The 19,670-nt window shown below is 43.2% G+C and carries 22 protein-coding genes and 1 pseudogene; 17 read left to right on the top strand and 6 right to left on the bottom strand.

From position 1 onward, the window contains the following. Positions 1-100 precede the first annotated feature (100 nt). Positions 101-2,092 carry a transketolase gene (gene tkt / locus HUS61_RS10730; RefSeq protein ID WP_175082413.1) on the top strand — a complete coding sequence of 664 codons (1,992 nt, stop codon included), beginning with the start codon at positions 101-103 and terminating at the stop codon, positions 2,090-2,092. A 235-nt stretch (positions 2,093-2,327) separates the two neighbouring features. Here tkt and HUS61_RS21900 read toward each other — a convergent pair. Further along, positions 2,328-2,399, bottom strand: a pseudogene (locus tag HUS61_RS21900) (hypothetical protein); the annotation flags it as partial. Positions 2,400-2,525: 126 nt separating this feature from the next. On the opposite strand from HUS61_RS21900, the gene HUS61_RS10725 reads away from it, so the two are divergent. From HUS61_RS10725 to HUS61_RS10715, 3 genes are all read left to right on the top strand, one after another. Beyond that, on the top strand, positions 2,526-2,837 hold the full coding sequence (locus HUS61_RS10725) for a pyrimidine/purine nucleoside phosphorylase (RefSeq protein WP_175082412.1): 312 nt from the start codon (positions 2,526-2,528) through the stop codon (positions 2,835-2,837). 182 nt (positions 2,838-3,019) lie between these two features. Then, on the top strand, positions 3,020-3,376 hold the full coding sequence (gene hpf, locus HUS61_RS10720; RefSeq protein ID WP_054551132.1) for a ribosome hibernation-promoting factor, HPF/YfiA family: 357 nt from the start codon (positions 3,020-3,022) through the stop codon (positions 3,374-3,376). 443 nt (positions 3,377-3,819) lie between these two features. Continuing rightward, complete coding sequence (locus HUS61_RS10715; protein WP_175082411.1) at positions 3,820-5,052, top strand: NRAMP family divalent metal transporter; 1,233 nt, start codon at positions 3,820-3,822, stop codon at positions 5,050-5,052. 176 nt (positions 5,053-5,228) lie between these two features. Here HUS61_RS10715 and HUS61_RS10710 read toward each other — a convergent pair whose 3' ends face one another. From HUS61_RS10710 to HUS61_RS10700, 3 genes are read right to left on the bottom strand one after another with little or no spacing between them, the layout of a single operon-like run. Next, positions 5,229-6,416, bottom strand: coding sequence for a VWA domain-containing protein (locus HUS61_RS10710; protein WP_054551134.1), 1,188 nt, complete (start codon positions 6,414-6,416; stop codon positions 5,229-5,231). Between the two features lies 1 nt (position 6,417). After that, positions 6,418-7,266 (bottom strand): MoxR family ATPase, encoded by an 849-nt coding sequence (locus HUS61_RS10705; RefSeq protein ID WP_058585777.1) that lies wholly within the window; start codon positions 7,264-7,266, stop codon positions 6,418-6,420. 52 nt (positions 7,267-7,318) lie between these two features. Beyond that, positions 7,319-7,552: a DUF1653 domain-containing protein gene (locus HUS61_RS10700; protein ID WP_371319660.1), complete on the bottom strand. Its 234-nt coding sequence runs from the start codon at positions 7,550-7,552 to the stop codon at positions 7,319-7,321. Positions 7,553-7,615: 63 nt separating this feature from the next. On the opposite strand from HUS61_RS10700, the gene HUS61_RS10695 reads away from it, so the two are divergent. From HUS61_RS10695 to rpoS, 11 genes are read left to right on the top strand one after another with little or no spacing between them, the layout of a single operon-like run. Continuing rightward, positions 7,616-8,098: a DUF2947 domain-containing protein gene (locus HUS61_RS10695; protein WP_054560905.1), complete on the top strand. Its 483-nt coding sequence runs from the start codon at positions 7,616-7,618 to the stop codon at positions 8,096-8,098. Between the two features lie 59 nt (positions 8,099-8,157). Further along, positions 8,158-8,790 (top strand): hypothetical protein, encoded by a 633-nt coding sequence (locus HUS61_RS10690; protein ID WP_175082410.1) that lies wholly within the window; start codon positions 8,158-8,160, stop codon positions 8,788-8,790. Between the two features lie 22 nt (positions 8,791-8,812). Further along, positions 8,813-9,103 carry a cell division protein FtsB gene (gene ftsB, locus HUS61_RS10685; protein ID WP_054560903.1) on the top strand — a complete coding sequence of 97 codons (291 nt, stop codon included), beginning with the start codon at positions 8,813-8,815 and terminating at the stop codon, positions 9,101-9,103. Continuing rightward, complete coding sequence (gene ispD, locus HUS61_RS10680; protein ID WP_063529499.1) at positions 9,093-9,794, top strand: 2-C-methyl-D-erythritol 4-phosphate cytidylyltransferase; 702 nt, start codon at positions 9,093-9,095, stop codon at positions 9,792-9,794. The genes ftsB and ispD overlap by 11 nt, the downstream gene beginning before the upstream one ends. Then, positions 9,791-10,273, top strand: a complete 483-nt coding sequence (gene ispF, locus HUS61_RS10675; RefSeq protein ID WP_175082409.1) for a 2-C-methyl-D-erythritol 2,4-cyclodiphosphate synthase — start codon at positions 9,791-9,793, stop codon at positions 10,271-10,273. Before ispD ends, ispF begins: the two co-directional genes overlap by 4 nt. After that, entirely contained in the window at positions 10,270-11,298 is a 1,029-nt protein-coding gene (gene truD, locus HUS61_RS10670) for a tRNA pseudouridine(13) synthase TruD (protein WP_054551142.1), read from the top strand. Before ispF ends, truD begins: the two co-directional genes overlap by 4 nt. Continuing rightward, a complete protein-coding gene (gene surE / locus HUS61_RS10665) occupies positions 11,299-12,063 on the top strand; it encodes a 5'/3'-nucleotidase SurE (RefSeq protein ID WP_054560899.1) in 765 nt (254 codons plus the stop codon). Beyond that, the gene (locus HUS61_RS10660) at positions 12,053-12,691 is read left to right on the top strand and encodes a protein-L-isoaspartate(D-aspartate) O-methyltransferase (RefSeq protein WP_054551144.1); all 639 of its coding nucleotides are present in this window, start codon (positions 12,053-12,055) and stop codon (positions 12,689-12,691) included. Before surE ends, HUS61_RS10660 begins: the two co-directional genes overlap by 11 nt. Positions 12,692-12,702: 11 nt before the next feature. Further along, positions 12,703-13,281, top strand: a complete 579-nt coding sequence (locus HUS61_RS10655; RefSeq protein WP_054551145.1) for a YqaA family protein — start codon at positions 12,703-12,705, stop codon at positions 13,279-13,281. 42 nt (positions 13,282-13,323) lie between these two features. Next, positions 13,324-14,148: a peptidoglycan DD-metalloendopeptidase family protein gene (locus tag HUS61_RS10650; RefSeq protein ID WP_175082408.1), complete on the top strand. Its 825-nt coding sequence runs from the start codon at positions 13,324-13,326 to the stop codon at positions 14,146-14,148. 60 nt (positions 14,149-14,208) lie between these two features. Continuing rightward, complete coding sequence (rpoS, locus tag HUS61_RS10645; protein ID WP_054551147.1) at positions 14,209-15,192, top strand: RNA polymerase sigma factor RpoS; 984 nt, start codon at positions 14,209-14,211, stop codon at positions 15,190-15,192. Positions 15,193-15,279: 87 nt separating this feature from the next. Here rpoS and mutS read toward each other — a convergent pair whose 3' ends face one another. Continuing rightward, positions 15,280-17,853, bottom strand: a complete 2,574-nt coding sequence (gene mutS, locus HUS61_RS10640) for a DNA mismatch repair protein MutS (protein WP_055021014.1) — start codon at positions 17,851-17,853, stop codon at positions 15,280-15,282. A 21-nt stretch (positions 17,854-17,874) separates the two neighbouring features. Between mutS and HUS61_RS10635 the strand changes: the two genes are divergently transcribed. Continuing rightward, positions 17,875-18,372 (top strand): CinA family protein, encoded by a 498-nt coding sequence (locus HUS61_RS10635; RefSeq protein WP_175082407.1) that lies wholly within the window; start codon positions 17,875-17,877, stop codon positions 18,370-18,372. A gap of 58 nt (positions 18,373-18,430) precedes the next feature. After that, on the top strand, positions 18,431-19,477 hold the full coding sequence (gene recA, locus HUS61_RS10630; RefSeq protein ID WP_054560894.1) for a recombinase RecA: 1,047 nt from the start codon (positions 18,431-18,433) through the stop codon (positions 19,475-19,477). 79 nt (positions 19,478-19,556) lie between these two features. On the opposite strand, the gene HUS61_RS21895 is transcribed toward recA, so the two are convergent. Then, on the bottom strand, positions 19,557-19,670 hold a 114-nt coding region (locus HUS61_RS21895), incomplete at its 5' end, for a pentapeptide repeat-containing protein (protein ID WP_175092368.1).

Below are 19,670 nucleotides of genomic sequence, written 5' to 3'. Positions count from 1 at the left end.
GTGCATTTAATGCGGATTTTTAATTGCACTGTACCCTTACAATAAGTAAGAATGGGGCTTCATAAACAACCAGCGCAAATACATAAAGGTAGGAGAATTCATGCCATCACGCAAAGAACTTGCAAATGCTATTCGCGTCTTATCAATGGACGCAGTACAACAGGCCAAATCTGGTCACCCTGGCGCCCCTATGGGCATGGCAGATATCGCAGAAGTACTATGGCGCGATTATCTAAAGCACAATCCAACGAATCCAGAGTGGGCAGACCGAGATCGATTTATTCTTTCGAATGGCCACGGTTCAATGCTGATCTATTCTCTACTGCACTTAAGTGGCTATGACTTACCACTAGAGGAAATTAAAAACTTCCGTCAAATGCACTCAAAAACACCAGGTCACCCAGAGTATGGATATGCACCAGGTATTGAGACTACTACGGGTCCATTAGGTCAAGGGATCACAAATGCAGTGGGCATGGCAATTGCCGAAAAAGCGCTAGCTGCACAGTTTAACCGTGAAGGCCACGATATTGTTGATCACTTCACGTATGCATTCATGGGCGATGGCTGTTTAATGGAAGGTATTTCACACGAAGCCTGTTCATTAGCCGGTACATTAGGCCTAGGTAAACTAGTTGCATTTTGGGATGACAACGGCATCTCAATTGATGGTGAAGTAGAAGGTTGGTTCAGCGATGACACACCAGCGCGCTTCAAAGCATATGGCTGGCACGTAGTAAGCGATGTTGATGGTCATAACCCTGATGCAATTCGCGCCGCTATCGAAGAAGCGCGTAGCATCACTGATAAGCCATCATTAATCTGTTGTAAAACAGTGATTGGTTACGGTTCACCTAATAAATCAGGTAGCCATGATTGTCACGGTGCGCCACTAGGTGAAGACGAAATCAAAGCATCTCGTGAGTTCCTAGGTTGGACTGGCGATGCATTTGAAATCCCAGCTGATATCTACAGCGAGTGGGATGGCAAAGAAAAAGGTAAGCAACTAGAAGCAAGCTGGGACGAAAAGTTTGCAGCTTATGAAAGTGCACACCCAGAACTTGCTGCTGAGTTTAAACGCCGTACAAATGGTGAGTTACCAGCTGACTGGGCTGAAAAGTCACAAGCCTACATTGAAGAGCTACAAGCAAACCCAGCAAACCCAGCAACACGTAAAGCATCACAAAATGCATTAAACGCGTTTGGTCCGTTACTACCAGAATTCATGGGTGGCTCTGCTGACCTTGCAGGTTCTAACTTAACACTTTGGGATGGCTCAAAAGGCCTAGAAGCAAACGATGCAAGCGGTAACTACATTTTCTACGGTGTACGTGAATTTGGTATGTCAGCGATCATGAATGGTATTGCACTACATAAAGGCTTTATTCCTTACGGTGCTACCTTCTTAATGTTTATGGAATACGCACGCAATGCAGTACGTATGGCGGCATTAATGAAGCAGCCAAGCATCTTCGTTTACACGCACGATTCAATTGGTTTAGGTGAAGATGGTCCGACGCACCAACCAGTAGAGCAAATCGCAAGCATGCGTTTGACGCCTAACCTAGTGAACTGGCGCCCATGTGACCAAGTTGAGTCAGCGATTGCATGGCAACAAGCAATTGAGCGTAAAGATGGCCCAACATCACTGATTTTCACTCGCCAAGGCCTTGAGCAACAAACGCGTACTGCACAGCAGTTAGCAGATGTGAAAAAAGGTGGTTATGTACTTAGCTGTGACGGCGAGCCAGAGCTTATCCTTATTGCAACAGGTTCTGAAGTACAGCTTGCACAAGATGCCGCTGCAGAACTTCGTTCACAAGGTAAAAAAGTACGCGTGGTATCTATGCCTTCAACTGATTTATTTGATGAGCAAGACGCTGCGTATAAAGAAAGCGTACTACCAGCAAGCGTTACACGCCGCGTAGCAATCGAAGCGGGCATCGCAGACTACTGGTACAAATACGTAGGTCTAAACGGCGCAGTGGTTGGCATGACGACCTTCGGTGAGTCAGCACCTGCAGGCGAGTTATTCAAGCACTTTGGTTTCACTGTTGAAAACATCGTAAACAAAGCAAACGCCTTGTTCTAAGCTTTAGTCGCTAAAATTTAAAAGCCCGCCCTGTAAAACCACAGCGCGGGCTTTTTTATGCCCCGTAGGTTGGGTAGAACGGAGTGAAACCCAACACATTCGCAGCTTTCAGCCGTCAGCCATCAGTTTTAAAAGCCCCTCACCGTAGGCGTGAAATTTATTTCGCGCGGAAAGTTATGCTTTTTGGTTGAATACCAAAAATCAGATTTTGCCTTGTTAGTTAATTGAAAGGGTTTCATTTTCTTTCTTCGTTATCTAACTCATTGATAAACGAATCAAGGTGATAATCTGCAACACCACTATTTTCACCTTCGGCTTAAAACTGACAGCTTACAGCTAACCCGACTTGATTATTTCTCACTCAGTCCCCCTTGAATGCTAAACAGACAACTGGCACTGTCTGTAGCTTAATAACAAAACAACAGGAGTGAGGATGTCTCAGTTTGATAATGTAAGTGTGCTGAAAAAAGCCAATGTGTATTTTGACGGTAAAGTGTCTAGCCGTACTGTGGTATTTGCTGATGGCAGCACGAAAACGTTAGGCTTTATGCAACCGGGTGAGTTTGAGTTTGCAACAAGCCAAAAAGAGTTGATGGAGCTTAACGGTGGCAGTTGGCAAGTGCTTTTACCCGGTGAGAGCGAATGGCAAACAATGCAAGCTGGAGAGTCATTTACCGTTGATGCAAATGTTACCTTTCTAGTAAAGGTCAGCGAGTTTGCCGACTACTGTTGTTCGTACAGTTAACGAGCAGTTGTTAACCTCTCTGAAAAGCCCGTGTAATGCGGGCTTTTGCATATTTTATCCGCAACGCATGATCTAAATCATCTGTGGTTACAATCAATTACTAATTATCTGCAATTTTCGCTTGTGTTAATTCAATTCGCCCCCAATACTAACTGTGAGGTAACAAGAAAAAAGGATACCCTATGAAGATTAATATTTCTGGTCATCATGTTGACGTTACTGAGGCTGTTAGAGCTCATATCAACGAGAAGTTCTCGAAAATTGCTAGCCATTTTCCATCATTAATATCACTCGATATTATTCTTTCAAAAGAACACAATAAGTATCAGGCTGAGATTAGTACAACCTATGAAGGCGCACGTTTATCAGTAAAAGCTGAAGATGATGTAATGTACCCAGCTATCGCAGGTGCTGCAAAAAAACTTGATGCATCACTAAAACATCGTAAAGGGCAAATGAAAGCCAAACTACACGAAAAGCCGGTCAGTACTACACCGGAAATTGCCCACGAAATCATTCAGGAAATGAACCTGAGCTAATTACAGAGCACTAGCCTAAGCGGCTAGACTTAAAACTAAATCTGAAAAAGCCAACCGTTGCGAAACGCTTGGCTTTTTTGGTTTTAATATTTAGCTGTCAGATTTAAATTCAAAAGTTAGCGAGTTGCTAGGGGAAAGAGTAAAGTTAGTGAGTTAGAAAGAGTAAAGGGGAAAGTTTGCGAGATACGAGAAGTAGCAGGCGTTTTAACGCCGAACAAAAATGGAGATATTAGATATCAGTCGTTAGAAGTCAGGTTAAAAAACCAACGAGTAGCGAGTTACTTGACACAAGTGGTAGGCAGTCTAGTGTTGCTAACTTGCTAACTTGCTAACTTGCTAACTTGCTAACTTGCTAACTTGCTAACTTGCTAACTTGCTCTGCTTCCAATCTCACACAAAACGCTGTAAGTTGCTTGTTACTAAGAATAAAACACACACAACTTATGCAATTAGCAGTATCAAATTGGCAATCTAAATTAAATGCATTAGGGCCGGGAATTTTAATGGCCACAGCCGCCATTGGTGGTTCACATTTAGTAGCATCAACACAAGCAGGATCGTTATTCGGCTGGCAGCTATTTTGGCTAATCATTGTAGTAAACGTATTGAAGTACCCATTCTTTCGATTTGGCATGGAGTACACTCTTGCGACCAAACAAAGTTTAGTTGAGGGCTACAAGCAAAAAGGGCCGGGGTATTTCTATAGTTTTATTGCGCTTAATATTGTCGCTGCGGTAGTAAATACTGCGGGGGTTTTATTATTAACGGCCAGTCTGCTGCACTATGCATTACCTGTCACTGTTTCTGTAACCTTATTATGCTGGCTGATTTTAGCTGTGTGTTTGCTCATTTTATTATTAGGGCACTTTAAGGCGCTCGATAATGTCTCAAAGCTCATTATGGGGCTGCTAACGGTTACAACCGTGGCTGCGTTGGTTGTGGCAATTAATAATGGCCCAATGGCCCCAGTTGACTATGTGGGCCCGTCGCCGTATGAGCTTGCCATGCTGGGCTTTATGGTCGCGCTCATGGGCTGGATGCCTGCACCCATTGAAATATCAGCAATCAGCTCACTGTGGCTAAAAGAAAAGCAGCATCAACAAGCCGTGACAAAGCAACAAGGCTTGTTTGATTTTAATTTGGGCTACTGGCTTACCGCAGCACTTGCGTTAGTGTTTTTTTCATTAGGTGTGTTAGTGCAATATGGCCAAGCACAAGCAGTGCAATTAGGTGGAGTCGCTTTTGCAAAGCAGCTAATTGATATGTATGCCCTCACTATGGGCGAGTGGGCAAGGCCACTGGTTTCAGGTATCGCTTTTTTATGTATGTTTGGCACCACGCTAACAGTGCTTGATGGCTACGCCAGAACATTAAATGAGTCACATAAACTGCTACCGATTAAACAATCTAAACACAGTTTAAATATGTGGTTATTACTACAAGCATTTGCAGGTATGGCAGTGATTTTATTCTTTAAATCAGCCCTTGGCCCAATGCTTACTTTTGCTATGACCCTCGCTTTTGTAACCACTCCTGTATTTGCGTGGCTGAACTTTAGTTTAGTACGCTCAGAACCCAGCATTCATCACTCACCTTTATTACGCACCCTAAGCTGGCTAGGCTTAGCTTATTTGGTGGGCTTTGCGCTAGTGTTTTTGGTTTGGAAGGTAATGTAATGGGAGCTGTCAGCTTTCAGCCGTCAGTTTTTAGCTGATCGAGAAGGTGCTTAGTTATTTGCGTTTATAAACAATTGTAACTTTACATTCATTTCTCAGTTTTTATGCTGTTTGACGGCTGACGGCTGACGGCTGACGGCTGACGGCTGACGGCTGACGGCTGACGGCTGACGGCTCTAACTCAACTCCCTAATCGCATTACTGATCCCATCTAGCGTGAGTGGGTACATACGGTTATCCATTAACTGCTTTATAAAATCAATTGATTGATAATAGCGCCAGTGTTCAACGGGTTGTGGGTTGAGCCAAGCGACTTTATCAAAGTGATTGGTTATGCGGTTTAGCCAAGCGCTGCCGGGCTCTTCATTCCAATGCTCAACGCTGCCACCGGGGTAGGCTATTTCGTAAGGACCCATGGTGGCATCACCAACAAAGATCACCTTGTAGTCGCTGGTGAACTTGTTAATCAAGGTCATGGTATCAATGACGTTAGAGTGACGACGTTCATTGTCTTGCCAAACATGCTCATACAAACAGTTATGAAAATAGTAAAACTCAAGGTGTTTAAACTCGCTGTGGGCGGCGCTAAATAACTCTTCGCAGGTATGAATGTAATCATCCATTGAACCGCCAATATCAAACAGCATCAATACTTTTACCGCATTATGGCGCTCTGGTGCCATTTTTACATCGAGCATGCCGCCTTGTTTTGCAGTTGCGCGAATGGTTTCGGTTAAATCGAGAGTGTCGCTGGCACCAGTACGGGCAAATTTACGCAGTTTTTTTAGAGCAAGTTTAATGGTGCGAGAGCCGATTTCACGGTCACTATCAAGGTTTCGGTAGCTGCGTTTATCCCATACTTTTACCGCACGGCGATGCCGGTTACCGTCTTGACCAATGCGCACACCTTCAGGGTTATAACCATAGGCACCAAATGGCGAAGTACCACCGGTACCCACCCACTTATTGCCCCCTGCATGGCGCTTTTGCTGCTCTTCAAGGCGTTGCTTGAGGGTTTCCATGAGTTTATCAAGGCCGCCCATGGCTTGTAATTGCGCTTTTTCTTCTTCGCTTAAATGCTTTTCAAACTCTTTGCGCAGCCAATCATCGGGCAAGGCATGTTGCTGTTTTAAACTTTCGAGCAGATCAAGGTCGGCCACACCACTAAAATAATCTGCAAAGGCTTTATCAAAACGGTCAAAGTGGGTTTCATCCTTGACCATGATGGTACGCGCTAAGTAATAAAACGCGTCAACATCGGCAAAAATAACCCCTTGCTTGAGCGCATTGATCAAATCAAGTAGCTCTCGCAAACTAACAGGTAAGCGGTATTCGCGAAGCTTAAAGAAAAACGCAATTAACATCTTAACGGCGGCTCATAAACGCAAGTTTTTCGACTAAGCTAATGTCTTGCTCGTTCTTTAATAGTGCCCCAAACATGGGCATTAAGCCGCCTTTTTGGCTTTTATCATGGAGTGTTTTAGCGTCTATATCTTCGGCCATCAGTAGCTTTAACCAATCAAGCAATTCGCTGGTTGATGGTTTTTTCTTAATGCCATTAACTTCACGTAGATTAAAGAACACCTCAAGTGCTTGGCGAACTAAATCTTGTTTAACGTGAGGGTGATGTACATCGATAATTTGCGCCATTTCTTCACTACTTGGAAAATCAATGTAATGGAAAAAACAACGACGTAAAAAGGCATCTGGCAGCTCTTTTTCGTTATTTGACGTGATGATCACAATCGGACGTTGCTTAGCAACCACGCGCTCGCCGGTTTCATAAACATGAAACTCCATTTTATCGAGCTCTAATAGCAAGTCGTTGGGAAATTCAATGTCGGCTTTGTCGATTTCATCAATCAATAGCACAGGGCGCTTGTTATGTTGCTCACCATAGGTAAAGGCTTGCCATAATTTCCCCTTTACAATGTAGTTGCTGATATCGTGCACACGCTCATCACCTAACTGGCTGTCGCGAAGGCGCGATACCGCATCATATTCATACAGGCCTTGCTGCGCCTTAGTGGTTGATTTGATGTGCCATTGAATTAGCGTGGTGTCTAAACTTTTTGCAAGCTCCTCGGCCAGCATGGTTTTACCTGTGCCGGGCTCACCTTTTATTAGCAGCGGCTTTTCGAGCAAGATCGCTGCGTTAACCGCTTGTTTTAATGAGTTACTGGCAATGTAGTTGTCGGTTGAATTAAAAAGCACGATGTCACCTTATCTGGTCTGAGCAGTGATTAATAGCGTCATGATGCCACAGTTAGTCGGCGTCTGAAAGGTATGCAAAACGCGGTATCGTTTTACCCTCGACAGTGACGGTTTCTGTAAACATACTAAGCGGGCGTGCCCACATGCCAAATTCGCCGTATAGCGCTTGATAAATTACCAGTGGCTCATTCGTTTCGCTATGAGTAGCAACATATTCAACTTTGTATTTTGGACCTTTGTAATGTTGGTAAATACCGGGTTTGATTGTCATGTGTTTATCTCGCATCTTGGAGTCATTTGGGTATAATTGCAGTTTGCACATTTTACGCTGAAACAAACTGCCTAAACTATGAATTATATTTCGTTAGATGAATACAAAAAAGCCTGGGTTTTTCGTCATAAAGATATGCCGATAAGCAGCGAAGACGCAGCACAAATTAAACCAATGAGCGCTGAACGCGCTGCGGTTTTATGGACTACTATGGTGAGCCGCGAGCATGATCACCCTGACTTTTTTGATAAAACAGATTGGTGCGGCAAAGACGACAGCTTTTCAGAGACCATTAACTGGGAAAGTGCATGGGAAGCGGGCGATGAGCAGTTACCAGAAGAAATCCTTAACCACTTAGAGTGGGAAGCAAACACCACTGTTTATTTTTGCATGGCTCGCGACAACATCATTGAAACCAGCTTTGCTGTTTTTAAACGTTGTTGGCAAAACTTTATGTTTTTAGCTGATGGTAGTTTGCTACTAGGTAAAAAGCGTGATGCAATGGTGCAGTTTTTAGAAACTGGTAATGCAAAATTGGGTAAAAAAGGCGCAGTAAAGTAGCGCTCAATAAACGCTCTATGCTATAAAACAGTCAAGCAATTGTTTTATAAGAGCGCGCATTGTCTAAACCAACTCCACAGAGCGAACACTCGCAACAAGCCGAAATTTGGCAAACTGATGCCGAGCGAGCTTTGTATGCGCAGTTATGTAATGCATTTTATGCTCGTGAGATCCCGCGTTTAGTTGATGAACCTGATACAGCAAGGCTAAAACGTTTATTAGCAAGCCTGCCTTACTATATTGAGCGTTTAGCTATGCGTATTGTCAGTGGTGATGCGCCACTAAAGCTCGATTCACAAAATGGCAGTTGGCTTGAAAAACAAAAAACAACGCCGCCTGTTTATAATAAAAAAGACTCAAAAGACTTTTATAGTCAACATGCTAAGCGCGGGTTAATTGTTCCCGTGCTAATTAATGACGAGCAATGTACAACCGTGCGCATAGACAGCTTAGATCAAGTAAGCGACAATAAGGTACATTGCAACGAGCTTGGTTGGTTTGATACTTCCGGCGAATCGCTAGAAAACACGCATATTCAATTGCTTAAGCCTGCAAAGGCGGTGATGGCAGCGGCGTGTTGCGGTCATCAATGGCAATATAATAAACGCATCACACCTAAGCGTTTGTCATTAAGAGAAATGCTGCTAGCAAGCAATATAAATTGGCGTAATTTAAAACGCCCTTTGACTTAATTTAACCGCGAAGGAGTGTTCAATGCGGGTTTTTCAATTCGCCTTGTTGTGTTTGGCTTTATTTATTCAGTACCGCTTATGGTTTGGCCATAATGGGGTGCAAGATTACACTCGTTTAAAACAAGCGGTTACCTCTCATCAAGACACCAATGCGAAATTATTAAAGCGCAATAAAGTGCTCAAAGCCGATATTGAAGACTTAAAACTCGGTCAAGAGGGCATCGAAGAGCGGGCGCGTAATGAATTAGGAATGATTAAACCTGGCGAAACCTTTATTCGCGTATTACCAGGTCAACAGCAAAATGAACACTAAGCAAACTATCACCGCCATTGTTCCCGCTGCGGGAGTAGGGAGTCGAATGCAGCATTCGGCGCCAAAGCAGTATATTGAACTTGCGGGTAAAACTATTTTAGAACATACCCTAAGTAAACTTGCAGAACTTAACGAATTAAACACCATCAAAGTAGCAATTAGCGATGATGACGGCTACTTTGCTGATTTACCACACATAGATAAGCGTATTGAGCGTGTGAGTGGTGGTAAAGAGCGCGCTGATTCTGTACTTAACGCCTTGCTATCACTTGCTGACAACCCACCTGATTGGGTACTTGTTCACGATGCGGCAAGGCCGTTAGTGTGTCTGGCAGATATTCAGCGTTTAATGACTGAATGTATTGCTGCCAATGAAGGCGGTATTTTAGCGTCAAAAGTAAAAGACACCATTAAGCGCGGTCATACACACAGTGAGCAAACGGTGCCACGTGATGATTTATGGCAGGCACTCACCCCTCAGCTTTTCCCTTATCAAGCGCTGACTAATGCGCTATCAAGTGCCCTTAAAAATGGTGTGACTATCACTGATGAGGCATCGGCAATTGAATGGGCTAAGCAACCTGTTAAGCTGGTTGCAGGTCGCAGTGACAACATTAAAATTACCACCCCAGAAGATTTAGATTTAGCAGCATTTTTACTGCAAAAACAACAAAACGAGAGTACTTCATGATTCGAATTGGCCATGGCTTTGATGTACACAAATTTGGCGGCGAAGGCCCGTTGGTAATTTGTGGTGAAAAAATAGATTACCCACAAGGCTTTTTAGCTCATTCAGATGGTGATGTTGCCATTCACGCATTGTGTGATGCCATTTTAGGCGCATTGGCAATGGGTGATATTGGTAAGCATTTCCCTGATACTGCGAGCGAATACGAAAATATTGATAGCCGAATTTTACTACGCCACGTGGTTGGGCTTGCTAAAGAGCAAGGTTATGTACTTGGCAATGCCGATGTGACGATTGTTGCGCAAGCACCAAAAATGTTGCCATATATTCAAGCTATGCGTGAAAACTTATGCCAAGACCTTGAAGCTGATATTTCACAAGTTAATGTGAAAGCAACAACCACTGAGAAGCTTGGGTTTGAAGGTCGTAAAGAAGGTATCTCAAGCCACGCAGTGGTGATTATGAGCAAACAAAGCGCATGAGTGAGTTAAACTACCTTTACGGTAAACCTCTTTCTAAGGCTGACTTTAAAACTCATGCCGAAGACTTTATGGTTGATGAAGACTTAGGTATTGAGTTTACCGGTTCTGGCGAACATGTTTGCTTGCAGGTTGTAAAAAAAGGCGAAAATACTCAGTTTATTGCGAAACGCATTGCCGAAAAAGCAGGGGTATCTCCACGTGATGTGAGTTATGCAGGCTTAAAAGACCGCCATGGCGTGTGTACTCAATGGTTTAGCGTGCCAGTTCCAATTAAAAAGCATATAGAATTTAGTGAACTGAATAACGAGCAATTTTTTGTAATATCGCAACAGCGCCATAATCGTAAGCTCAGAACTGGCTGCCATAAAGGCAACCGCTTTACCATTACATTACGTAATGTCACTGAGCCGCTGGATATTTTGTGCCGTATCAACGCGGTGCGTGCTGGTGTGCCTAATTACTTTGGCGAGCAGCGCTTTGGCCATGGTGGTCACAACCTTGAAATGGCAAAGCGCATGTTTGCTGGAGAGCGTATCCGCGACAAAAAATTGCGTGGCTTAGTTATTTCAGCTGCACGCTCTTATGTGTTTAATGAAATCGTGAGCATGCGAGTTGCCGAGCATGGCCTTGCGAAAACAATGCACCGCGAAGTGTTTATGCTCAGCGGCAGTAATGCATTTTTTGAAGACAATATTAGTGATGACAATATTGCGCGCTTAGCGTCTGGCGATATTGTGATGTCGGCACCTATGGTTGGTAAAGGCGAAAAAGGCCTGACCGAAACCGAAAAAGTGTGGCTCGAACCTTATCAGTCTTGGATAGAGGGCCTTAGCGAACTTGGCCTTAAGAATGAGCGTAGAATGTTACGACTTATTCCTGATTCATTAGCTGTTGAAACGATTGATGAAACTACTTTAAAGTTAAGTTTTGGTTTACCAAAAGGCTGTTTTGCTACCGCCCTGCTGCGTGAGCTGGTGGACTATCAAGATGCAAGCCCCAGAGAACAAAAACAAAAGGATGCGTAAATGAAAATCTTATTGAGCAATGATGATGGCGTACATGCTAAAGGGATTGCGGTTTTGTATCATGCATTGACGCAAATAGCAGATGTGACCTTAGTAGCGCCAGATCGTAATTGTAGTGGCGCAAGTAATTCATTAACGCTCATGAACCCATTGCGTGCAACCACCCTTGATAATGGCTTTATTTCGATTAATGGCACACCGACTGACTGTGTGCATTTGGGAGTTAATGAATTAGTCGAGCAGCAGCCAGATCTAGTGGTTGCAGGAATAAACCACGGCGCCAACCTAGGTGATGATACCTTGTATTCAGGTACAGTAGCAGCGGCCACTGAAGGGCGCCACTTAGGACTGCCGGCGATTGCTGTGTCGTTATGCTCTAAAGAAGGAAATCACTTTGAAACTGCAGCTGCGGTTGCGGTGAGTATTATCAAAGAGTTGGCATCGCACCCATTACCGAAAGATCAAATCATCAACTTAAACGTGCCAGATATTCCGCTTACAGAGCTTAAAGGAGTTAAGGTAACCCGTTTAGGTTCACGTCATAAAGCTGAAACCATGACGAAACAACAAGACCCATGGGGCCGTGACATTTATTGGTATGGTACCCTTGGTGCTGAAAGTGATGCAGGTGAAGGCACTGATTTTTATGCCATTAATAATGGTTATGCATCAGTGACTCCGCTTAGTGTTGATATGACGGCAAAAGAGAGCTTACAAGCCGTCGATAGCTGGTTAGCAAATATGGAGATTAATAGTGCTGACTAATTATAATCGCAGTGCACTGGCATTAGCTGAACTATTAAAACGCGAGGGTGTAGAAGATAGTACTGTGCTTGAAGCGATAGCCTCAACACCCAGACACATTTTTATTGATGATGTTTTGCAACACAAAGCTTATCAAAATACTGCACTGCCAATCGGTCAAGGACAAACGATTTCGCAGCCATATATTGTCGCACGTATGACTGAGCTGCTCCGCTTAGCGGGTGTACGTGATAAAGTGCTCGAAATTGGCACCGGGTCTGGCTACCAAACGGCAATATTGGCAAAAACCTTCACTAAAGTGTGCTCGGTAGAGCGTATTAAAGCATTGCAATGGCAAGCAAAACGCCGTTTGCATAAGCTTGATTTATATAATGTCACCATGAAACACGGTGACGGTTGGCAAGGCTGGCAGTCGCAAGCTCCATTTGAGGGGATTATTGTTACTGCCGCTGCGGCCACTATGCCACAAGGACTTCTGGCACAACTTGCTGATGGGGGGGTTATGATTGCACCTATCGGTGAGCAAGATCAGCAATTAATGATGGTCGTTAGAAATGGCGACACTTTTACAGAACATAAAGTTGCACCAGTACGATTTGTACCTTTGGTACCTGGTGATATTGAATAGGACGTTATACTTTGAAGTTGTTTACTAAGTTATATGATATGGCGCTGGTATGGGCTAAACACCGTCATGCGGAGCGTTATTTAGCAGGGATGAGTTTTGCTGAATCTGTTTTTTTTCCGGTGCCACCGGATGTCATGCTAGCCCCTATGTCGCTAGCCCAACCAGATAAAGCATGGCGCTTTGCCAGCTTTACGACTATTGCTTCAGTGATTGGCGGTATTTTAGGTTATTTACTTGGCTTTTGGTTATTCGAACCGGTAGTTGAGCCGCTGATTGCGCAAATGGGTTGGCAAGCTAAATTTGACACAGCGCTAAGTTGGTTTGAAAACTATGGTGTATGGGTGGTGTTTTTAGCGGGCTTCTCTCCTATACCTTATAAGGTTTTCACCATAGGTGCAGGTTTGATGCAAATGGCATTCTTGCCATTTTTAATTGCCTCAGCAATAGGTCGTGGCGCGCGTTTCTTCTTAGTGTCGGCTTTAATGAAGTGGGGCGGCGTTAAAATGGAGCAAAAATTACGTCAATATGTTGAAGCGCTTGGCTGGGGATTAGTTGTTTTAGTTGTGGTTGCGTACTTTTTACTACGATAACCCGTAAAACCATTAAACTAGTACGATAAGGAGCATTTTACGATGAGCAGGCAGTTAACAGTCTATGTTACTTTGTTTCTTAGTATTTTGCTCTTTGGTTGTACTTCTCGCGAAGCACCTGCACCGGTTAGTAGTTTAGATAATAAAGTTAAACCCGTCACACGCAAAGTAAATATCTCTGGCTCAAAATATGTAGTCAAAAAGGGCGATACTTTGTATTCAATTGCTTTTAGCGCTCAGCAAGATTTTCGAACCCTCGCAAAAATAAACGATATTCCAGCACCTTATACCATCTTCCCTGGGCAGAGTATTTCGCTCACAAAATCGGCACAAAAATTAAAAAAGACGAAAAAATATACGAATTCGAGTAAAAAGTCTACTGTTTCTATACAAAAAAATAACAAAAAATTAAAAAAAGAGCTTGATCAGCCAAAACAACGAGAGTATGTTCAGAAACAAGCCAACAAAATAATTAGTGAAAAAAAGCGTAATTCTAATGCCAAAGTTGTATGGGGCTGGCCTGCAAAAGGTAAAGTCACAAAACGCTTCTCTAACAAAGAGAATGGCTTTAAAGGATTACAGATCACTAATAAACAAGGGGCTTCTGTTTTAGCTGCTGCACATGGAACTGTGGTATACGCGGGCAACGCATTGAGGGGGTATGGTAATTTAATCATTTTGAAACACAATGATGATTATCTAAGTGCTTACGCGCACAATTCAAAGTTGCTTGTAAAGGAAAAACAGGAAGTAAAGGCAGGGCAGAAAATAGCAGAAATGGGCAGTTCAGACTCTTCGGTTACGGCTTTGAGATTTGAAATTCGTTATCGGGGTCAAGCAGTCAATCCTGCTAAGTATCTACCTTAGCCATTTAGGGTATTGATAAAGTGATTTAGCTCAATCACATATTTGCTCGGGAGGACGCTTATGGGTCACACAGCAAAACTTGAGAAAAAAACTGACGCGATTGACGATAAATTTGATGACACGGTAGTCGAAGAAGAGTCTTCTGAATTACTTGAAGAAGTCGACAACGAAGATGAAATTTTTGCAAAAGAAGAAGTTGCCAAGAATTTAGATGCTACACAGCTGTATCTTGGTGAGATTGGTTTTTCTCCGCTGTTAAGCGCAGAAGAAGAAGTCTATTTTGCTCGAAAAGCACTGAAAGGCTGTGAAGCCTCTCGCAAGCGAATGATTGAAAGTAATTTACGTTTAGTGGTGAAAATTGCCCGCCGCTATAACAACCGTGGCCTCGCGCTACTAGACCTTATTGAAGAAGGTAATTTAGGCCTTATCAGAGCCGTTGAGAAATTTGACCCAGAACGTGGCTTTCGTTTTTCAACTTATGCAACTTGGTGGATACGTCAAACCATTGAACGTGCCATCATGAACCAAACACGTACGATTCGTTTACCTATTCATGTGGTCAAAGAGCTTAATGTTTATTTAAGAACAGCCCGTGAATTAACGCAGAAACTTGACCATGAACCAACCGCAGAAGAAATTGCAGAGTGCTTAGATAAGCCGGTTGAAGATGTCACTAAGATGCTGCGTTTAAACGAAAAAATCACCTCGGTGGATACACCTATCGGCGGTGAAAATGACAAAGCGTTATTAGATATTATCGCCGATGAAAAAGACTATGGTCCAGAAGGCGAAGTACAAAATAATGACATCAACAAGCATATTGTTGATTGGCTTGGAGAGTTAAACCCGAAACAGCGTGAAGTACTTGCTCGTCGTTTTGGTTTACTAGGCTATGAGCCATCAACCCTTGAAGATGTTGGTCGTGAAATAGGCTTAACACGTGAACGTGTAAGACAAATACAAGTGGAAGCATTACGTCGCTTAAAAGACATTTTGCAACACGAAGGGTTAAGTACAGATAGCCTATTCGACCAATTCACCTAATTTGACAACAATACATAGGCCTTCGGGTCTAGAACACACAAAAAAGCTGACGTTTACGTCAGCTTTTTTTATGCCTCTTTTATTGCACTACAGTAAATCTTTTAATTGATACAGTAGTTGGTGTGCTTGTCTTGGCGTTAAGCTATCTGGATCAAGCTGTTTTAAGGTTAATTCAAGCTCAGAAGGCTCATCATCAAAACTTAATGTTTGCTGTTGTTGCTCAATAGGGGCAGTAACAGGTTGATGGTTCTCAAGCATTTTAAGCTTTTGTTTTGCTTGTTGGATCACCGCTTTTGGTACACCCGCTAAGGCAGCAACTTGTAAGCCAAAGCTCTTGCTTGCTGCGCCTTCAAGCACGGTATGCATAAAGGCAATGGTGTCGTTGTGTTCAATGGCATCTAGGTGCACATTAACCAATCCCGTTTTTTGTTCGGCCAGTTCGGTTAACTCAAAATAGTGAGTTGCAAATAAGGTTTTAGCGGCAATTTTTGATGCTAAATAATCAGCCGTTGCATAGGCAAGCGATAAGCCATCATAAGTCGAAGTACCGCGACCAATTTCATCCATCAGTACCAGTGATTGTGCTGTGGCGTTATTTAAAATAGTTGCTGTTTCGGTCATTTCAACCATGAAGGTTGAGCGTCCTGATGCTAGGTCATCACTTGCGCCAATACGCGTAAAAATACGGTCAATATTACCAATTTCTGCGCTATCAGCAGGAACGTAACAACCAATGTGAGCCATTAGAACAATAAGTGCAGTTTGGCGCATATAGGTCGATTTACCACCCATATTTGGACCTGTGATAATCAGCATTTTACGGTCGTTATTAAGCTCCACAGGGTTAGCTATAAACGGGTCTTTCATTACCTGCTCTACTACCGGGTGGCGACCTTGCTTAATACTGATATTATCGTTATCACACAGAGTTGGCTTAGCATAATTAAGCGCTTGCGCACGTTCGGCTAAATTGTTCAGTACATCTAAATCTGCTAGGACAGCTGCCATTGTTTGTAGCTGCTCAATGTGCGGAGCAATAAACTCAAAGAGTTGCTCGTAAAGCTGTTTTTCAAGCGCTAGCGCTTTTGACTGGCTACCAAGTACTTTATCTTCGTGCTCTTTAAGCTCAGGGATAATATAGCGCTCATTATTTTTTAGCGTTTGGCGGCGAATATAATCCGCAGGAACCAAGTGCGAGTTCGCGCGGCTTACCTCAATAAAAAAGCCATGCACCTTGTTATAGCCAATTTTTAAGGTGCTAATGCCTGTGCGTTCACGCTCACGTTCTTCAAGCTTTTCAAGAATATCGGTTGCGCCTTGGCTTAGCGCTCGCCATTCATCAAGCTCGCTGTTGTAACCTGGTGCAATAACACCCCCATCACGAATAAGCACCGGTGGGGTTTCGATTACAGCACGCTCTAGTAAGTCTTGTAGTTCAGGTAACTGTTGCGACTTAGCAATAATTTGACTAATACGCGGATCGTTAGCATCTAGTAATAGTTCGTGAAGTGGCGCGAGAGCTTGCAGCGCGCTACGCAGGCGCGTTAAATCACGCGGGCGTGCTGTGCAAAGCGCTAAACGGGCGATAACACGCTCAATGTCGCCAATTTGCTTTAATGACTCTTGTAGCTCACCACATAATTGCGCATCGATAATTGCGCTAATTGCGTTTAGTCGAGAGTTGAGCTCTGTTTTGCTGCGCACAGGGGTATGAATACGACGCTTTAATAAGCGTGAACCCATAGCTGTGGCTGTTTTATCAAGTACTTGCGCAAGCGTGTTTTCGTAACCACCCGATAAATTAACCGTTAGTTCAAGGTTTTTACGAGTTGCTGCATCTAAGATCACCGCGTGTTCGTTTTGTTCAAGGGTGATTGCACGGATATGCGGCAGGGCAATACGCTGAGTGTCTTTTACGTATTGCATTAAGCAGCCTGCAGCGACTAAAGCTGCGTGTGCTTTGTCTACTCCAAAACCAACTAAATCTTTGGTGCCAAATTGGTCGCAAAGTAAATGCTGCGCAGTATCTAGATCAAATTCCCATTCAGGGCGACGACGCGCGCCTTTGATATGTTCAATTAAGTGCACATTTGCAAATGTTTCACTGTAAAGTAGCTCAGCAGGGGCTAAACGCTGTAATGTTGAGCTAAATGCTTCGTCGGTATTAACTTCTAACACATTGAACCGGCCAGAGTTAATATCTAAATAAGCAATACCATATAGGCCTTGTTTGTTTTGCCATACACTGGTTAGCAGGTTGTCTTGGCGTTCTTGTAATAATGCTTCGTCAGAAATTGTGCCCGGTGTAACAATACGTACAACTTTACGCTCAACAGGGCCTTTGCTAGTCGCTGGGTCACCAACTTGTTCACAAATAGCTACTGACTCACCCATTTGTACAAGGCGAGCTAAATAGTTTTCGACTGCGTGATAGGGTACGCCCGCCATTGGAATGGGGTCGCCACCGGCTTTACCTCGATGGGTTTGAGAAATATCAAGAAGTTGTGCTGCACGCTTGGCATCATCAAAGAAAAGTTCGTAAAAGTCGCCCATACGATAAAACAATAAAATATCCCGATGCTCGGCTTTTATTTTTAGATACTGCTGCATCATAGGGGTTTGTTGTTTTATAGTGTGCGGTGCATAAAGATCAAACGACATGTATTTACCCAAAGGCTGAATATGGAATTACATCAAGAGATTAAAACACTTGCTGCGAAATTAGGAGCTATTTTAACGGATAAACGCTTATGGATCACTACCGCAGAATCATGCACTGGTGGTGGAGTGAGTTATGCACTAACCGATACCCCTGGCAGTTCTAATTATATTGACCGAGCGTTTGTTACTTATAGTAACCAAGCAAAACATGAGCTCATTGGCGTTAGCAAGCAAACCTTAAACAGCTTTGGTGCGGTGAGTGAGCAAACCGTTGTTGAAATGGCATCGGGGGCGGCAAAAGCTGCAAACGCAGATATCGCAATAGCTATTTCGGGGATAGCAGGCCCCGGTGGTGGAACACTGGATAAACCTGTGGGATTAGTATGGTTTTGCATTCATTTTGCTGGTCAAAACTACCCAAGTCAGCAAGTTTTCTCTGGCGATCGAGCTGAAGTTAGACTGCAAGCTATTGTTTATTCATTAAAAAATATAATTGAATTGATAAAATCTGAAAATTAGCTTGATACTGTGATTTCATACAGTATACTGTCTGCATTAGCCGGATTTGGAGAACAGAATGAACGATAACAAACAAAAAGCCTTAGACGCTGCTTTATCACAAATTGAGCGTCAATTTGGTAAAGGCTCAATTATGAAACTGGGCGACAATAAAGCCCTAGATATTGAAGCAATCTCAACAGGTTCACTAGGTATCGATATCGCACTAGGTATTGGTGGTTTACCTACGGGTCGTATTGTTGAAGTGTATGGTCCTGAATCATCAGGTAAAACAACGCTTACTTTACAAGTTATCGCTGAAGCTCAAAAGCAAGGTAAAACGTGTGCATTCGTAGATGCTGAGCATGCTCTAGATCCTGTATACGCACAAAAATTGGGTGTAAACATTGATGACTTACTTGTTTCTCAACCAGATACTGGTGAGCAAGCATTAGAAATCTGTGACATGTTAGTTCGTTCAAGTGCCGTTGATGTTGTGATTGTTGACTCGGTAGCAGCTTTAACACCTAAAGCTGAAATCGAAGGTGACATGGGTGACTCACACATGGGTCTACAAGCTCGTTTAATGTCACAAGCTTTACGTAAGCTTACAGGTAACATCAAGCGTTCAAACACACTATGTATTTTCATCAACCAAATCCGTATGAAAATTGGTGTTATGTTTGGTAACCCTGAAACAACAACAGGTGGTAACGCACTTAAATTCTACTCTTCAGTACGTATCGATATTCGTCGTATTGGTTCTGTGAAAGAAGGCGACGAGGTTGTAGGTAACGAAACCCGCGTTAAAGTTGTTAAGAACAAGGTTGCTCCGCCGTTTAAACAAGCTGAGTTCATCATCATGTATGGTGAAGGTATTTCTAAACAAGGCGAGTTAATTGACCTAGGTGTTAAGCATAAGATTGTTGAAAAATCAGGTGCTTGGTACAGCTACAATGGCAGCAAAGTTGGTCAAGGTAAGGCAAACTCAATTAAGTTCTTAAAAGACAACCCAGAGATCGCAGATGAGATCGAAGGTAAGTTACGTGAGATGCTATTACTTCAGGCAACAGAACAACCAGAAGATGGTGAAGATGCAGGCCTATTAGCTGAAGACGAGCTATAAACACCGCAAAAGAGTACAGTTAAGCGTGATTTGACCCGCACTTAACACAAAAAAGACCGCTACACAGTTAGCGGTTTTTTTATGGGTGAAAGTTAGCAAGGGTAAAGTTAGCGAGAGTAAAGTTAGCGAGAGTAAAGTTAGCGAGAGTAAAGTTAGCGAGAGTAAAGTTAGCGAGAGTAAAGTTAGCGAGAGT

This window comes from Pseudoalteromonas sp. 0802, assembly GCF_013350085.1.
Taxonomy (GTDB): Bacteria; Pseudomonadota; Gammaproteobacteria; order Enterobacterales; family Alteromonadaceae; genus Pseudoalteromonas.
Note: the sequence above shows the minus strand (reverse complement) of the source record. Positions and strands in the feature narration are given on the sequence as shown.

Excerpts from the sequence above, each read along its gene's own strand:
- tkt (WP_175082413.1), top strand. The coding sequence starts at position 101 with ATGCCATCACGCAAAGAACTTGCAAATGCTATTCGCGTCTTATCAATG.
- HUS61_RS10725 (WP_175082412.1), top strand. The coding sequence starts at position 2,526 with ATGTCTCAGTTTGATAATGTAAGTGTGCTGAAAAAAGCCAATGTGTAT.
- hpf (WP_054551132.1), top strand. The coding sequence starts at position 3,020 with ATGAAGATTAATATTTCTGGTCATCATGTTGACGTTACTGAGGCTGTT.
- HUS61_RS10715 (WP_175082411.1), top strand. The coding sequence starts at position 3,820 with ATGCAATTAGCAGTATCAAATTGGCAATCTAAATTAAATGCATTAGGG.
- HUS61_RS10710 (WP_054551134.1), bottom strand. The coding sequence starts at position 6,416 with ATGTTAATTGCGTTTTTCTTTAAGCTTCGCGAATACCGCTTACCTGTT.
- HUS61_RS10700 (WP_371319660.1), bottom strand. The coding sequence starts at position 7,552 with ATGCGAGATAAACACATGACAATCAAACCCGGTATTTACCAACATTAC.
- HUS61_RS10695 (WP_054560905.1), top strand. The coding sequence starts at position 7,616 with ATGAATTATATTTCGTTAGATGAATACAAAAAAGCCTGGGTTTTTCGT.
- ftsB (WP_054560903.1), top strand. The coding sequence starts at position 8,813 with ATGCGGGTTTTTCAATTCGCCTTGTTGTGTTTGGCTTTATTTATTCAG.
- ispD (WP_063529499.1), top strand. The coding sequence starts at position 9,093 with ATGAACACTAAGCAAACTATCACCGCCATTGTTCCCGCTGCGGGAGTA.
- ispF (WP_175082409.1), top strand. The coding sequence starts at position 9,791 with ATGATTCGAATTGGCCATGGCTTTGATGTACACAAATTTGGCGGCGAA.
- truD (WP_054551142.1), top strand. The coding sequence starts at position 10,270 with ATGAGTGAGTTAAACTACCTTTACGGTAAACCTCTTTCTAAGGCTGAC.
- surE (WP_054560899.1), top strand. The coding sequence starts at position 11,299 with ATGAAAATCTTATTGAGCAATGATGATGGCGTACATGCTAAAGGGATT.
- HUS61_RS10650 (WP_175082408.1), top strand. The coding sequence starts at position 13,324 with ATGAGCAGGCAGTTAACAGTCTATGTTACTTTGTTTCTTAGTATTTTG.
- rpoS (WP_054551147.1), top strand. The coding sequence starts at position 14,209 with ATGGGTCACACAGCAAAACTTGAGAAAAAAACTGACGCGATTGACGAT.
- mutS (WP_055021014.1), bottom strand. The coding sequence starts at position 17,853 with ATGTCGTTTGATCTTTATGCACCGCACACTATAAAACAACAAACCCCT.
- HUS61_RS10635 (WP_175082407.1), top strand. The coding sequence starts at position 17,875 with ATGGAATTACATCAAGAGATTAAAACACTTGCTGCGAAATTAGGAGCT.
- recA (WP_054560894.1), top strand. The coding sequence starts at position 18,431 with ATGAACGATAACAAACAAAAAGCCTTAGACGCTGCTTTATCACAAATT.